The 14,420-nt window shown below is 68.3% G+C and carries 13 protein-coding genes and 2 pseudogenes; 8 read left to right on the forward strand and 7 right to left on the reverse strand.

What is annotated here, in order from left to right; all coding sequences use genetic code 11:
- Window positions 1-44: 44 nt before the first annotated feature.
- From OG408_RS16465 to OG408_RS16490, 6 genes and pseudogenes are all read left to right on the forward strand, one after another.
- Window positions 45-416 (forward strand): FmdB family zinc ribbon protein, encoded by a 372-nt coding sequence (locus OG408_RS16465; RefSeq protein ID WP_285565006.1) that lies wholly within the window; start codon window positions 45-47, stop codon window positions 414-416.
- Window positions 417-545: 129 nt separating this feature from the next.
- Entirely contained in the window at window positions 546-1,394 is an 849-nt protein-coding gene (locus OG408_RS16470) for an S-methyl-5'-thioadenosine phosphorylase (protein ID WP_266779859.1), read from the forward strand.
- Between the two features lie 362 nt (window positions 1,395-1,756).
- Window positions 1,757-2,230 carry a hypothetical protein gene (locus OG408_RS16475; RefSeq protein ID WP_326670533.1) on the forward strand — a complete coding sequence of 158 codons (474 nt, stop codon included), beginning with the start codon at window positions 1,757-1,759 and terminating at the stop codon, window positions 2,228-2,230.
- A 123-nt stretch (window positions 2,231-2,353) separates the two neighbouring features.
- Window positions 2,354-2,911 carry a large conductance mechanosensitive channel protein MscL gene (locus OG408_RS16480; protein ID WP_285565008.1) on the forward strand — a complete coding sequence of 186 codons (558 nt, stop codon included), beginning with the start codon at window positions 2,354-2,356 and terminating at the stop codon, window positions 2,909-2,911.
- A 117-nt stretch (window positions 2,912-3,028) separates the two neighbouring features.
- A pseudogene (locus OG408_RS16485) lies at window positions 3,029-3,709 on the forward strand (IS481 family transposase); the annotation flags it as partial.
- 222 nt (window positions 3,710-3,931) lie between these two features.
- Window positions 3,932-4,384, forward strand: coding sequence for a peptidase M23 (locus tag OG408_RS16490; RefSeq protein ID WP_285565009.1), 453 nt, complete (start codon window positions 3,932-3,934; stop codon window positions 4,382-4,384).
- Between the two features lie 1,754 nt (window positions 4,385-6,138).
- Here the strand turns inward: OG408_RS16490 and OG408_RS16495 are convergent.
- The 7 genes and pseudogenes from OG408_RS16495 to OG408_RS16525 form a co-directional block, all read right to left on the reverse strand.
- Complete coding sequence (locus tag OG408_RS16495; protein ID WP_266779862.1) at window positions 6,139-6,351, reverse strand: hypothetical protein; 213 nt, start codon at window positions 6,349-6,351, stop codon at window positions 6,139-6,141.
- A gap of 57 nt (window positions 6,352-6,408) precedes the next feature.
- Entirely contained in the window at window positions 6,409-6,786 is a 378-nt protein-coding gene (locus OG408_RS16500) for a hypothetical protein (RefSeq protein ID WP_326670536.1), read from the reverse strand.
- Window positions 6,783-7,496 carry a Rieske (2Fe-2S) protein gene (locus OG408_RS16505; protein ID WP_266779864.1) on the reverse strand — a complete coding sequence of 238 codons (714 nt, stop codon included), beginning with the start codon at window positions 7,494-7,496 and terminating at the stop codon, window positions 6,783-6,785. Before OG408_RS16505 ends, OG408_RS16500 begins: the two co-directional genes overlap by 4 nt.
- The gene (locus OG408_RS16510) at window positions 7,493-8,095 is read right to left on the reverse strand and encodes a 4Fe-4S dicluster domain-containing protein (protein ID WP_136327991.1); all 603 of its coding nucleotides are present in this window, start codon (window positions 8,093-8,095) and stop codon (window positions 7,493-7,495) included. Before OG408_RS16510 ends, OG408_RS16505 begins: the two co-directional genes overlap by 4 nt.
- 7 nt (window positions 8,096-8,102) lie before the next feature.
- On the reverse strand, window positions 8,103-10,427 hold the full coding sequence (locus OG408_RS16515; protein ID WP_326670538.1) for a molybdopterin oxidoreductase family protein: 2,325 nt from the start codon (window positions 10,425-10,427) through the stop codon (window positions 8,103-8,105).
- Window positions 10,424-11,575 (reverse strand): MFS transporter, encoded by a 1,152-nt coding sequence (locus OG408_RS16520; RefSeq protein WP_326670540.1) that lies wholly within the window; start codon window positions 11,573-11,575, stop codon window positions 10,424-10,426. The genes OG408_RS16515 and OG408_RS16520 overlap by 4 nt, the downstream gene beginning before the upstream one ends.
- A 129-nt stretch (window positions 11,576-11,704) precedes the next feature.
- Window positions 11,705-12,090 (reverse strand): annotated as a pseudogene (locus OG408_RS16525) (radical SAM protein); the annotation flags it as partial.
- Window positions 12,091-12,322: 232 nt separating this feature from the next.
- Between OG408_RS16525 and OG408_RS16530 the strand changes: the two are divergent.
- Both OG408_RS16530 and OG408_RS16535 read left to right on the forward strand, forming a co-directional pair.
- On the forward strand, window positions 12,323-13,459 hold the full coding sequence (locus OG408_RS16530; protein ID WP_326670541.1) for a P1 family peptidase: 1,137 nt from the start codon (window positions 12,323-12,325) through the stop codon (window positions 13,457-13,459).
- A 133-nt stretch (window positions 13,460-13,592) separates the two neighbouring features.
- Window positions 13,593-14,363, forward strand: coding sequence for a DUF6227 family protein (locus OG408_RS16535; RefSeq protein ID WP_326670543.1), 771 nt, complete (start codon window positions 13,593-13,595; stop codon window positions 14,361-14,363).
- Window positions 14,364-14,420 lie beyond the last annotated feature (57 nt).

Below are 14,420 nucleotides of genomic sequence, written 5' to 3' on the forward strand. Positions count from 1 at the left end.
GAGCGTCGTTAGCACTCATTGAGTCAGAGTGCCAGGAGGAACAAGTGCCGACCTATCAGTACCAGTGCACCGAGTGTGGCGAGGGCCTCGAAGCGGTGCAGAAGTTCACCGATGACGCCCTGACGGTGTGCCCGAGCTGCGACGGACGCCTGAAGAAGGTGTTCTCGGCGGTCGGCATTGTCTTCAAGGGATCCGGTTTCTACCGGAACGACAGCCGCGGTTCCTCGTCGAGCAGCACGCCGGCGCCGGCCGCTGCGAAGGCGTCCGGTTCCGGATCGTCGTCCTCGTCCGGGTCGGACGCGAAGTCGTCGGCCTCGTCGTCGACGTCCTCCTCCGGTTCGTCGAGCTCCTCCACGTCGTCGTCCTCGTCGTCGTCCTCTTCCTCTTCGTCGTCGAGCGGTTCGTCGGCGGCCTGAGCCGCACAGCCGTTCTCCGACCGGTGCGTCCGTTCTTCATCCGGCGCGCCCGCAAGGCCTCTTCACCGGGACCCCGCTGATCCACTCGGCGGGGTCCTCGGCGTTTCCCGCCCCCGCTACTGTGATCGCATGGTGAACGCGGAGAGCGGTACGGCAGAGATCGGCGTGATCGGTGGTTCGGGGCTCTACTCCTTCCTGGAGGACGTCACCGAGGTGCGCGTCGAGACCCCTTACGGAGCGCCGAGCGACTCCGTCTTCCTCGGCGAGATCGGCGGCCGCCGGGTCGCCTTCCTCCCCCGCCACGGACGCGGCCACCATGTGCCGCCGCACCGCATCAACTACCGGGCCAACCTCTGGGCGCTGCGCTCGGTCGGCGTACGCCAGGTGCTCGGCCCGTGCGCGGTGGGCGGACTGCGCCCGGAGTACGGGCCGGGGACGCTGCTCGTACCCGACCAGCTGGTCGACCGTACGAAGGCACGCGTCCAGACGTTCTACGACGGGGAGACCCGGGCGGACGGCGTGGTCCCGAACGTGGTGCACCTGGGCTTCGCCGACCCGTACTGCCCCGCGGGGCGCAGGGCCGCCCTCACGGCGGCGCGCGCGAAGGGCTGGGAGGCGGTGGACGGCGGCACGCTGGTGGTCGTCGAGGGCCCCCGCTTCTCCACCCGCGCCGAATCGCGCTGGCACGCGGCGATGGGCTGGTCGGTGGTCGGGATGACGGGACACCCCGAGGCCGTGCTCGCCCGTGAACTGGGGCTCTGCTACACCACGATGACGCTGGTGACGGACCTGGACGCGGGCGCGGAGGCGGGCGAGGGCGTCTCCCACGAAGAGGTGCTCAAGGTGTTCGCGGACAATGTCTCCCGGCTGCGTTCGGTGCTCTTCGAGGCGGTCGCCGAGCTGCCCGCGGAGGCGGACCGCGACTGCGCGTGTGCCCACGCGCTGGACGGGATCGACACGGGGATCGAGCTGCCGTAGGGCGGTCGTGGAGCGGCTCGGGTGGCGGTTGAACCGTCTCCGGGTGACCGTTGCGGTTCCGGACCGCCCCACAGGGTGAGGGAGTTTTCCCCATCGCCCGAGTCGTCCACAGGGCTCAGCGGGAAACGCGCGGGTGGTGGATCGTGAGTGGTGTCCGGCCGGTCCTCTCCGACCGGACACCACACTTCGGTTCCTCCGATTTCCCGGTTCGCTGAACTCCCTGACCGCAGGCGGTGTTTGCCATGTCCTCGTACGGCTCTCCCTCTCCCTCCCGCTCTTCCTCTCCCTCTCCGACGTCCGCGTCTCCACCCCCTCCCGCCCCACCGCCGCCCTGCGGGGTGCCGCTCTTTCCTCCGCTGCGGGTGCGCGGGGGCAGTGGGCACCGGCTGCGGAGGGCGGTGTGGCGGCAGCGGCGGGCGATGGCGGCGGGGCTGGCGCTGACGGCTGCCGCGCTGGCCGCCTCGGGGCTCGGCGGGGGCGGGAGCGGGGGCGACGACGGGGCCGGCGGCGGGCACGGGGGTGCGGAGGCGACCGGTGCGGCGGCGGAGCGGGCCTCGCCGCAGGACCGGCTGGTGTCCGCGCCCGTCCGGATCGCCGACGCGGAGACCGTCCGGCTGCTGCGGCCGGGAGACCGGGTCGATGTGGTCGCTGCTGGCACCGCGGGGGCCGACGGCCGGGTGCTCGCCGAGGGGGCACGGGTGGACCGGGTACCGTCGGCGCCGGCCGGGGCATCCGTGGAGAGCGGGGCGCTGATCGTGCTGTCGGTGCCGCGGTCGACGGCGGCGGCCCTGGCCGGAGCGGGAACATCTGCCGGACTTGCGGTGATCCTGTGTTGATTCGTACTGACGAACCATCACGTCACCTGACATCAGCCATGAATGGGGTGGATCCCCCTTGTGCTGCCGTAAGTTGCGGAACAGTTTGCTCCCCTTACGGCACACACGAAGGACGGCTCCCGCGTGAGCGAGAAGAAAAAGGTCAGTCTGCTGGACGGCTTCAAGGCCTTCCTGATGCGCGGCAACGTGATCGATCTGGCGATCGCCGTCGTCATCGGCGCCGCGTTCACGAACATCGTGAACGCGATCGTGAAGGGCGTCATCAATCCGCTCGTCGGCGCGTTCGGCAGCAAGGACCTGGAGAGCTACAGCTCCTGCCTCAAGGGCCCCTGTGTGACGGACCCCAAGACGGGCGAGGTGACCGAGGGCATCCGGATCCTGTGGGGTTCGGTGCTCAGCGCCACCCTCAGCTTCCTGATCACCGCCGCCGTCGTCTACTTCCTGATGGTGCTCCCGATGGCGAAGTACCTCGCCAGGCGGGCCGCCATGCAGGCGGCGAAGGAGGGCGTGCAGGAGACGATGGAGGTGAGCGAGCTGGAGGTCCTCAAGGAGATCCGCGACGCACTGGTCGCGCAGCGCTCCGGCGGCAGCGGAACGAGCGGAAGCGGCAGCAGCAGCAACGACGGCCCGTTCGGCGGGGGCCTTGGCGAGGACCCGGGGTCGGCCGGCAGGCAGGACTAGCTGTTCTGTCCACGGAGGTTGGTGACAGGTTTCACGGTGGGGTGATCTTGAACGAGTGAGGGCCTTCCGGGTTCGGTGTGGATTGCGACATCTACACGGAACGATCAGAAGGCCCTCATGCCCCACCGTAATGCACCCCTGACCGAGACCGGACGCCTGCGTCTGGCCCGCTGCGTCGTCGAGAACGGCTGGCCCCCGCGGCGGGCCGCCGGCCGCTTCCAGGTCTCACCCACCACGGCTCAACGGTGGGCCCGCCGCTACCGCGAACTGGGCGAGGCGGGCATGGCCGACCGGTCCTCGCGCCCGCACCGCAGTCCACGCCGGACACCGGCCCGCACCGAGCGCCGGATCATCAAGGTCCGTGTACTGCGCCGATGGGGACCGGCCCGCATCGCCTACCTCCTCGGGCTGAATCCCGCCACCGTCCACCGCGTCCTGATCCGTTACCGCCTCGCCCGCCTGGCCCATCTGGACCGTGGCACGGGCCGTGTCATACGCCGCTACGAACGCGAGAAGCCCGGCGAACTGGTGCACGTGGACATCAAGAAGCTCGGCAACATCCCCGACGGCGGCGGCCACAAGACCCTCGGACGCACGGCCGGCAGCAAGACCCGCTCCGGCGTCGGCTACAGCTACATCCACAACGCCATCGACGACCACTCCCGCCTCGCCTACAGCGAGATCCTCACCGATGAGAAGAAGGAAACCGCCGTCGGCTTCTGGCAACGCGCTCACGCCTTCTTCGCCCGGGCCGGGATCAGCGTCGAACGCGTACTGACCGACAACGGCGCCTGCTACGTCCCACCTCTGGCGCAACACCCTTGTCCAGCAGGCGAAACGAGCCAAACCCAACGACGCCGCAGGCTCGCCCCCTGGACTCTTCGGAAACTTCACCACACAACCCGAAATAGCCCGTAAAGAAGCGTCACACTTAACCGCAGAGAACAACGGGATTACTCCACAAAGCTAGTCGCGCTCCTGCTAAGATCACTTACAGGTAATCAACCGGGAGGTCACACTTTGCGCACCGCTCTGAAATTCAAAGCAATCGGGGTAAGTGCTCTGGCTGCTACGGCAGCGATTTCCTTCGCTACACCCTCGTTTGCAGGAACAGGGACGAACTGCAGCGCCACTTACAAGACGGGATGCATCAGCCTCTACTATAACAGCGAGTACGCGAATGGGAAATTCTCCGTTTGGGATCAAAACATTCCCGACCTTGCCGGTTATAAGTTTGGAGGCGGAAGCGCCGGTTCAGGCCAAGCCGTAAAGAATAATGCAGCGTCGGCAAAGTTTTTCGGAACTAAAGACACTACCATCGGCTGGAATTACGTCAAGATACACTTCAACAGTAACTACGGCGGTCCGTGTGACATGATGTATCGGAATCACGGCGCACCCAAGCTAATCGCCACGTACAACGAGAACGCTTCAATCGTTTTTGACTACGAAACTAAGTGCCACCTGTTCTAGTCCGCTGCAGAGGGGATGGGCGCTTCGGTGAAAGGAAGCGCCCATCCCCTCTATAGCTTTATGCAGAGATTTTACCAACACGCTTACCGGGTTTCCCCGTGGGACAATATGTGCTTCGCTCGAGAAATTTGCATGACATGCATGTCATGCAATTCGCCGAGCTCCTTCAAATGATTTTTTATCATTCTTTCCTGGATCTTAACCTCCACTGAAAACCAAGTGGCTAGAACATTACCCTTCTTTTTGCATTCCACATCCGCTACAGCCGTAGCGACCTCTAGCTCGTGAGGCTCGCTCCGCATGAACCTCTTATCCTCCAGCGCCTTCAGTGGAGACGTATACAAATAACCCCGGTTCTTCATGCACGTCGACCACGATTTAAAAGAGCCCAGTACCTCATGCGATTTTTCTGATTCTTGAAAACTAGACACATCGACAGCTCGTGCGATCTCGGCGCCACGACTAGCACTAGACGAAAATGGCAGTTCGCGTTCACTCTCCCCCAGGCATCCACCTTGCGGAATTTTCGCTCCGTTCATTTCCCCAACGGGGGAACTATGGACACCTTTCTGAACTTCCCCTGTGAGTGCCATCCCAATTTCTTGACTATAACTTTCCCTCTGCTTCAACCGTTGCGCTGGTAGGTGGTATCCGTACCGTGCGGCCTCAATGGAACTTGAAAGCCCGTATCGTCGATCGGAAATAGTCGACTCGCTAGTGGATTCTGCAGGAATTTCATAATGCAACCCGAGAGACTTCATGCATTCCTGAGTGATCTTCCCCCTGGCTGCCTCCATCAACCTCACTTCAGCAGAAGAGTAACTGTATCGCGAAATAGGGAGAGTAAACGCATATCCTCCGTCATCAGGTTCCGGCGGAGATGCACTCTCCCTAGCGCCGCGGGCACGCTCTCCAGATGAACAGGCAGAGGACGCCAGCACGACGAACAGAGCCAGGGAAGACCCTGCCCATTTAATTCGCCGCTTAATCGGTGGGAATTTACCTATTTCGGTGTTCACCTGAAATGCGGTCCTATCATGTTACCGGAACGATAAATCTGGTGGCAGTCTACGGATCATTCGACCTCTGCGATTCCTCGTTTCTCAGGAGGGGCCATTTTGCATTGAAGCTCTAACTTGCTCACGTACCTCCCTCATCATAGTGCACCTTCAGCGAAAGAGTGATTTATTACTGAAGTTTCCAAGGTGGATTCGGCGATTGACAGATAGGCTCGTAGCGGTGGGACAGTCGACGATGAGACGGGAACTGAATTGCCTCCTGCGTAGCTTGCCGTCGGAGGCGCGGAAGCTACGTTGGCCATTGCTCTGCTGCGCACCAGTGACCAGACGACTTGAACAGCAATGGCGCGTTGACCGCTTGAGTTCGCCCCTCACCACGCCTGCCAAGACTGTCCACAACGGCTGCCAATCCCAGAACCGCGGGGCGCGCAAACCTCGTTGACGCCACGCGCAATCGCTGAGCAGCCCCCGCCGACCAGCAGCCAGCACTTCGTGAGTGGCACCCTGTGACGAGGATGAACCCGAGGTTCCAGCGGCATGTTAGCGACTACCAGCATGCGCATCGCACCAGCACCCACGGTCCACTCTCGCAACTGAAACTCACGCTCAGCGTAATGGTGTGTCCTACCGACGACGCGCGGATTTTAGCAACAGGTTCAGTGACCATTCGCCCTTGAGTACTATGACCTGTTCGCACCCAATCCAGCGAGTGCTGCCTCGTCGCAGTGCCAGAACTCAGATGTGGTGCGGGGGCTTCTCGTCGAGGAACCGGGCCAGGTCCGCGGCGCTGCCGCCGGACGGGGCCCGCTCTCCCCATCCCCGGTCCGTGTCGTCCGCGGACTGCCGGTCCAGCGGATCGTCGAAGATCAGTGCCGGCTTGGGCTGCTCGGGCCGGTCCGGCGGGTTCGGCTTCGCGTCACGCGGGCCGGAGGCGGGGGCGGTACTCATAGCTCCAGGGTACGGCTGCTCCGGGGAGACCGGGGGCGCCCCGGAGCGCGGCCCCGCTCAGCGGTCCTTCGGGTCGAGCCACCAGAGTCCGAGGACGACGAGGAACGACAGGCAGAGGAAGCCGGCCCCCCACCAGGCGGTGCCGGAGTGGCCCTCCATCCATGCGTCGATGACGACCGTGAGCCCCCAGAGCTGCCCGATCACGACGGTCATGGCCAGGACCAGCCGTGCCGTGAGCTTCGAGGACCGCTCGGGTTCCTGGCCGGTCCCGGCTCCCGGTCCCGGTCCGGTGTGACGGACACGGGGGTCGCCGTAGCCGCTGGTGGACCTGATCTGCGGGTAGCGCTCGTGGACGGGCCGGTTGAGTTCGGGCCGTGCGCTGCCCGGGTGGTACTCCGGGTAGTGCGGGCCGGTGGGCTGCTGGGCGTCGCTCATGTCCGCCTGCCGGAGGTCTCGGGCTCGTTGGCCCGGGTACGGGAGGTGCCGGCGGCCTCGGGGGCCTCGGCTCCGCCGCGGACTCCGGGGCAGCCGATCCTGGCGGCGAGGTCCGGGCGGTCGTCGCCGAGCTGGCGGCACAGCCCGTGTTCGACGCTCTCGCCGGAACGGGTGGTGCCGACCGCCCAGACGCTGCCGTCCGTCTGCTCGGTGAGGACCACCTTCGGCAGGCCGCGGGGCGGCGGTCCGGCGGTGACCTCGCCGGTGCGGGCGTCGAAGACACCCTCGTGGCAGGGGCAGTACAGCTCGCCCTCGGAGCCCCGGTCCTTCCGCCAGAGGACGGCACAGGCCAGGTGGGTGCAGATCGCCGAGTAGCCGACGAGGGTGCCGTCGTCGAGCCGGACGGCGACCGCCTTGTCCTCCTCCTCCGGGTAGCTGAAGGCGATCGACTCGCCGGGCAGGAGCTGGGAGCTGACCCTCTTCGGTGCGGGCGCCTTGTCGTCCTCCGGGTCCCCGTGGCGCGGAAGCATGCCGGCCGCGACGCCGAGTCCGCCGACGGCGAGGCCGCCGGAGACGGTGGCGACGATCCGGAGGTAGTCGCGGCGGGTGGTGAGGGAGTCCGCGGCGATCCGGTCGTGGAGGGCCTCGCGCGGGTCCCCGGAGGGTGGCTGTCCCGGGTCCCCGGGGGACGGCTGTTCGGTGACGGTCATCGGCGGACGTCCTTCCCGTTGATCTCCACGACGGGCAGCCCGCCGGGCACCGGCCACTGGACGCGGTCGGCGGGGACGACCATGGCGACGCCGGTGCGGACCTCGGTTTCGCCGAAGACGAAGGTGTCGGCGACCTGGACTCCGGGGCGCTCCGCCTGGAGCTCCTCGACGGTTCCGTAGAACAGCGCCCCGGTCGGGCAGACGGTGGCGCACATGGGGGCGAGGCCGTAGGCGGTGCGGTCGTAGCAGAGGTTGCACTTCATCTGCAGCTTCGCCTGGAGGTCGATCTTCGGGACGCCGAAGGGGCAGGCGTTGACGCAGTTGGCGCAGCCGATGCAGCGGGTGGTGTCGGCCTGCTGCACCACGCCGTCCGCGGTCACCAGGATCGCGTCGGCGGGACAGACCTCGGCACAGGGGGCGACGGGGTCCTCGCAGTGCATGCAGACCGTGGGAAGGGAGGCGACGGACTGGCCCTCGTCGGTGTAGTCGAGGTGGATCATCGACTTGCCCCGGTGCGAGTCGCATTCGCGGCAGGCGGAGACACAGGCCTGGCAGCCGATGCAGCGCCCCGGGTCGATAAAGATCGTTCTGCCCATCATGCGGGCATCAGCTCCTCTCCGAGGTGCCACGGCCCTGCGGGGACGTGGGGGGCAGCGGGTCGGTGCGGGAGACCTGGGTCTCCGGGTAGGCGACATGGCCGGGCGCGACCGGGGGCGCGGGGACCTCGTCGATCCTCTCGGCGTGCTCGATGCGGCAGGCGCACACCTTGTACTCGGGGATCTTGGAGCGCGGGTCCAGGGCGTCGATGGTCAGCGCGTTGGCCGCGGTGGGGACCGGCCAGTGGTACGGGATGAAGACGGTGTCGGGGCGGATCGCCTCGGTGACCAGGGCGGGGAAGACCTCGCTGCCGCGTCGGGTGACGACGCGGACCGGCTCGCCGTTGCGGAAGCCGTGGGAAGGGTGGATCTCGGCCCAGGGGCGCGGGGTCTGTTCGACGAGGGCGCCCAGACGGCGGGTCTGGTTGCCGGAGAGGAAGTGGGCGACGGTGCGACCGGTGGTGAGGGACATGGGGTGGTCGTCGTCGTACGGGTCCATCGGCAGGTGCCAGTCGACGACCTGCATATGGATCTTGCCGTCGGGGTGGTAGGTCCGGCCGTCCTCGAAGAGGCGGGGGGTGCCGGGGTGGTCGGTGGAGGGGCAGGGCCAGGCGATGCCGCCGGTCTCCTCCAGCCGTTCGTAGGTGATGCCGTAGTAGTCGTTGACGGTGCCGGCGGAGGCGATCCGCAGCTCGTCGAAGACCTCGCGGGAGTCGGCGAAGGCGAATTTGTCGCCCGCGCCGAGCCGCTTGGCGAGTTCGCACATCACCCAGGTGTCGGTCCGGACGCCGGGGGGCGGGTCCTGGGCCTTGTTGTGCTTGACCACCCGGGCCTCGGCGTTGGCCATCACCCCTTCGTCCTCGGCCCAGGTGGTGACGGGGAAGACGACGTGGGCGTTGGCAGCGGTCTCGGAAAGGAAGAAGTCGAATTGCGCGTGGAACTCCGTGGCGTCGTATCCCTCCTTGACCACCTTGTAGTTGGGCAGGGAGACGAAGGGGTTGTTGCAGATGCCGATCAGTCCGCGGATCTCGCGGCGCTGCATCTGCCAGACCATTTCCATCATCGAGGTTCCGGCGGGCGGGAGTTCGGACTCCTCGATGCCCCAGATCTCGCAGATCTGCCGGCGGTGCTCCTCGTTCATGATCGAGCGGCCGCCGGGCAGCAGGTCGGACTTCTGGCCGTGCTCGCGGCCGCCCTGTCCGTTGCCCTGGCCGGTGATGGTGCCGTAGCCGGCACCGGGCTTGCCGATGTGTCCGGTGGCGGTGCAGAGGTTGATCACGGTGAGGCAGTTCTCGACGCCCTGCGAGTGGTGCTCGATGCCGCGGGCGTGCCAGGCCATGGCCTTGGGGGCGCGGGCGAAGGTGCGGGCGACCTCCACGACCTGTTCGGCGGGGATCCCGCAGATCTCGGCGGCCCGGGCCGGCGGGTACTCGGCTGCCTTGGCCTTCACCTCCGCCCAGCCGGTGGTGTGTTCGGCGAGGTAGGCCTCGTCGGTGAGGCCCTCCTCGATGACCACGTGGAGGACGGAGTTGAAGAACGCCGAGTCGGTGCCGGGCTTGAGGGCGACATGGATGTCGGCGGTCCGGGCGATGGCGGTCTCGCGCGGGTCGATGACGATCAGGCTGGCGCCGCGGTCCCGGGCGCCCCACACGTACTGGGTCATCACGGGGAAGCACTCGCCGACGTTGGAGCCGGCGATCAGCAGGCAGTCGGTGAGGAGGATGTCGGAGAAGGGGTTGCCGGCCCGGTCGATGCCGAAGGCGAGTTTGTTGGCGCCCGCCGCGCTGACCATGCAGAGCCGGCCGTTGTAGTCGACGTGCCGGGACTTGAGGGCGACCCGGGCGAATTTGCCGACCAGATAGGTCTTCTCGGAGAACAGGCTCGCCCCGCCGAGGAGCCCGAAGGCGTCGTTCCCGTAGGTCTGCTGGATGCGCTTGACCTCGGCGACGGTGAAGTCGAGCGCCTCGTCCCAGGAGACCTCCCGGAACTCCTCGTCACGGGAGCGGCGCATGAGCGGGGCGGTGAGCCGGTCGGGGTGGTTGACCTGCTGGTAGGCGTTGATGCCCTTGGGGCACAGGCGCATCCGGTTGATGTCGTGGTTGCGGGGTTCGACGCCGAAGACCTTGCCGCCGCGGTCGACGCGCAGATACATCCCGCACTGGACGCCGCAGAAGCAGCAGTGGGTGGGGACGAGCGTCTCGCCGTTCTGGTCGGCGTGCCACTGGTCGGCGGGGATGCCCCCGGCGTCGCGGAAGGCGCGGGTGCCAGGCGGGGCGAGGGAGGGGTCGAGGGGGACGACCGCACGGGTGTCGGCCGCTCGCGGATCCGCGGTCACTTGAAGCCCTTCTTCACCTGGGAGAGATAGGCGCTGCCGCGCAGCACCCGCTTGCAGCGCGGGCAGTACTCGGCCCATTCGTCGAAGCCGAGGCTGAGGTCGCGCATGGTTCCGCGGAGGTTCTCGACGTACGGGGCGGTGTCGATGGGTTCCTCGCAGCGGCGGCAGCTGAAGACCTCCTGGTCCTGCCGCCCGGTGTACTTGAACAGCTGCATGCCGACGGCGGCCGGGCGCTGGACGATGTGGAAGAACTTCCCGAACGGGATGTAGATGAGGGTGAAGACCACCGAGACCATGTGGAGGATCGCCAGGAACTCGTATCCGCCGCCGTGCAGGAAGATCGACGAGAAGGTCAGGAGGAGCCCGGTCACGGAGATGACGATCAGCGCGATCAGCGGCACCAGGTCGTAGCCGAAGCGCTGGCCGGTGATCGCGCCGCGGTCCTTCATCCGGCGCCACAGGAAGTAGGAGGCGCCCGGGATGACGAGGACGGCGGCGATGTCCAGGCCGTGGAACATCAGCCAGCCGAGGATGTCCAGCGAGTCGAAGCCGATGATCTTGAAGCCCCAGATGCGCATCTCGTAGCCGGGACCCGAGCCGCTGCCGGAGGTGAAGGTGAACCAGCCCCAGGTGAGCGGGAAGGTGATCAGGGACGCGAGGATGCAGCCCCAGAAGATCAGCTGGTGGGCGGCCCAGCGGGCGTGGGAGCGGGCGCCGAGGAACTTCTGGAAGCCGAGATAGGTGGCGATCATCTTCGGCAGGGCGGTGGGGGCCTTGCGGAAGTTGGCGGCCGAGAAGAGGCTCCCCCAGCCCTTCCTGAACAACCGGCGGGCGCCCGGTGCGGAGACCCAGACCGTGTAGCGGTACGCGACGCCGAACGCGAGGAAGACCGTGGCCACGGCGTACGGAAGGAGTGCGGAGTCGAAGTTCTCCAGGAATCTGCTGCCCAGCACGATGGCCACGATCAGCAGGAGGGAGACGATCACGCCGGCAGCGGTCGCGCGGGCGGTGACGGACCGGGGGACGGCGGCCCCGGCGCGCGCGGACCCGTCGGCGGGCGGCGGGGCGACGGCCGCGCCGGTGGAGCCGGTGCTGGCACCGGGGTCGGACTGCGCGGCTGAAGCGGAGGCTTCTGGTGGCTCGGTCACCCCGTCACCGTAGGGCCGTATGGGGATATTAGTCCTGTTTTATGGCCCTACGGGGTGAGCGCGTCGCGGCCCGGCGGCATCCGGGCGAACGGCTGGACGCACGGCCGGACGAAGGGCCGGAGGAACGGCTCACACCGCGTGCAGTCCGTGGGCGGTGAAGACCTCCCGGGCGGCGTCGACCTGCCCGTGGGTGGGCGACGGGGTCGTGCAGGGTGAACGGCTTGCCCAGTGCCTGCCACTTCGCCTCGCCCAGCTTGCGGAACGGCAGGACGTCGACGCGCGAGACATTGCCGAGGGAGGCGGCGAAGGCGGCGACCCCGTCGACGTTGGCCGGGTCGTCGGTCAGTCCGGGCACCAGCACGAAGCGGACGTGCACCTCCTTGCCGAGTCCGGGCGAGGCGGTGGGCGAAGTCCAGGGTGGGCTGCAACGGCCGGCCGGTGACCTCGCGGTACGTGGCACGGTCCCAGGACTTGATGTCGAGCAGGACCAGGTCGACGTCGCGCAGCGTCGCGTCGTCAGGACCTTTGGTCCCGCCGGTCCCCGGTGCCGGCCGGGCATACCCCGTCCGAGCTGGCCGTTCCGCCGGAACCTTGGACCATCGTTCGCTTGTGAACGCATGCACAATATTTCGGCCCGCCCGGCTCGCCCGCTGCCCGGCGGGTACGTTCACCGTGCACGGCCCCGCAGCGCCATGCCCCCCGGGCCTGCGGCCCCGCAGTCGGCCCCCGCACCACGAGGAGCACCGGATGACCGGCCAGGACACCACGGCACCCACGCAGCAGGCACCGGGCCGACGGGACGCGCTGACCGATGTCCCCGGCCTGCGCGTCGGGCACGCCCGGGTCGCGGGCGACGGCGCCCTCAGCGGCACCACCGTGGTCCTCGCCCCCGAGGGCGGCGCGGTCGCGGCCGTCGACGTGCGCGGCGGCGGGCCCGGCACCCGGGAGACGGACGCCCTCGATCCGCGCAATCTGGTGGAGCGCATCGACGCCGTGGTCCTCACCGGAGGCAGCGCGTTCGGCCTGGACGCGGCGTCCGGGGTGATGGCCTGGCTGGAGGAGCAGGGACGCGGTGTGCGGGTGGGCGCCGATCCGGCCCAGGTGGTTCCGGTGGTCCCGGCGGCGTGCCTGTTCGACCTGGGGCGGGGCGGCGACTGGCGGGCGCGGCCCGACGCCACGACCGGCCGGGCCGCGGTGGAGGACGCGGCGCGGACGGAGCCGGGTGCGGCGGTCGCCGAAGGGTGCGTCGGCGCGGGCACGGGCGCGGTGGCCGGGCAGCTGAAGGGCGGGGTGGGCACGGCGAGCGTCCTGCTGCCGTCCGGGATCACCGTCGCGGCGCTGGCCGTGGTAAACGCGGCGGGCTCGGTGCTCGATCCGCGCACCGGAGTGCTGTACGGGGAGTACGGCGGCACCGAACCGGCCGTCGCCCCCGCACCGGAGATCCACGAGACGGCGCAACGGCGCCTGGCACAGGCGCGCGACGCCGACACGCGCCCCCCGCTCAACACCACGCTCGCCGTCGTCGCGACGGACGCCGCACTCGGCCGCGCACAGGCGCAGAAGCTCGCGGGGACGGCGCACGACGGACTGGCGCGCGCCATCCGGCCCGTGCACCTGCTCACCGACGGGGACACCGTCTTCGCCCTCTCCACCGGCGGGCGGACCCTGGACCCGGCGAACCCGATCGCGCTCAACGACCTGCTGGCGGCGGGTGCGGAGGCCGTGACCCGTGCCATCGTGAAGGCCGTCCGGGCCGCCACGGGCGTCAACGGCCGCGGGGGCGGCGGCACATATCCCGCGTACGGCGACCTCTACGGCGCACCGCAGCCGCCGGACAGCGCGCCGGACGGCGGCGACCGGGATGCCGACTCGCCGTCCGCGTAAGGAAGTTCGGACAAACGGCGGGAACCTTCTGCGTGCGCCGTACGTTTTTCCCAACCCCGGTCACGATGTCAGACCCAGGGACTACGTTGAGCACGCATCAAGTAACACGCGGCGACGGCCTGGAGACAGCACCTTGAGCGATCCGTACGAGACAACCGAGCAGCACCTCGAGCGACTCCTGCGACGGGCTCTCAACTCGTTCGACCTGCCCGACAGCACGGTCGAGCGGCTCGGCACCGCGCTCGCCCACAGCAGTTCCCTGCACTCCTCGCACCACAGTTCCTCCCTGCACCGCGAGACCTACCGGCACACCTACCTGCTGGCCGACGGCAGCCCGCTCACCCTCTGGGAGCTGGTGCACTGCGGCCCGCGTGACACCGCGCCCCCCGGGCTCGGCGAGCAGCCGGACCACCGGCAGCACGAGTTGTACGACGAAGAGGCCGACGTCCACATCGCCGCGGCCCGGCTGGCCGGCGGCTTCTGCGAGGCCCCGGTCTTCGGGGACGACGGGCCGCAGGCCGACCTGGAGATCCTCACCGCCCTGATGGCGGCGCCCCCGGCCCCGCTGCCCCGGATGTACGCCCCGGACAACTCCGCGGACCACGCCCGCCGGGTGCTGCGCCGCGCGGAGAACCGGGACGTGCCGGGCGAGGAGACGGCGCACCTGCTGCGGGCGGCCTTCGCCCACCACATCACCCAGGTCTTCGGCCGCCAGTGCCAGGTGGACGGACGGGACGCGGGGTTCACGCTGTACGAGCACGCCTTCCTGCTCCTCGACGGCAGCGAGACGAGCCTGTGGGAGGTCGAGCACACGGCGACGCCCGACGGCCGCCACATGTGCGAGGTGTACGGCGACGAGGACGCGGCACGCGGGGCGATGGAGAGCCGCACTCGGATCTGCTGACGGCGCGGGCCCGGCCCCGTACGAGCCACGCGACCGCGCCCGTACGCCCCGCCGCCC

Origin of the sequence: Streptomyces sp. NBC_01257 (assembly GCF_035917255.1) — a bacterium.
Taxonomy (GTDB): domain Bacteria; phylum Actinomycetota; class Actinomycetes; order Streptomycetales; family Streptomycetaceae; genus Streptomyces.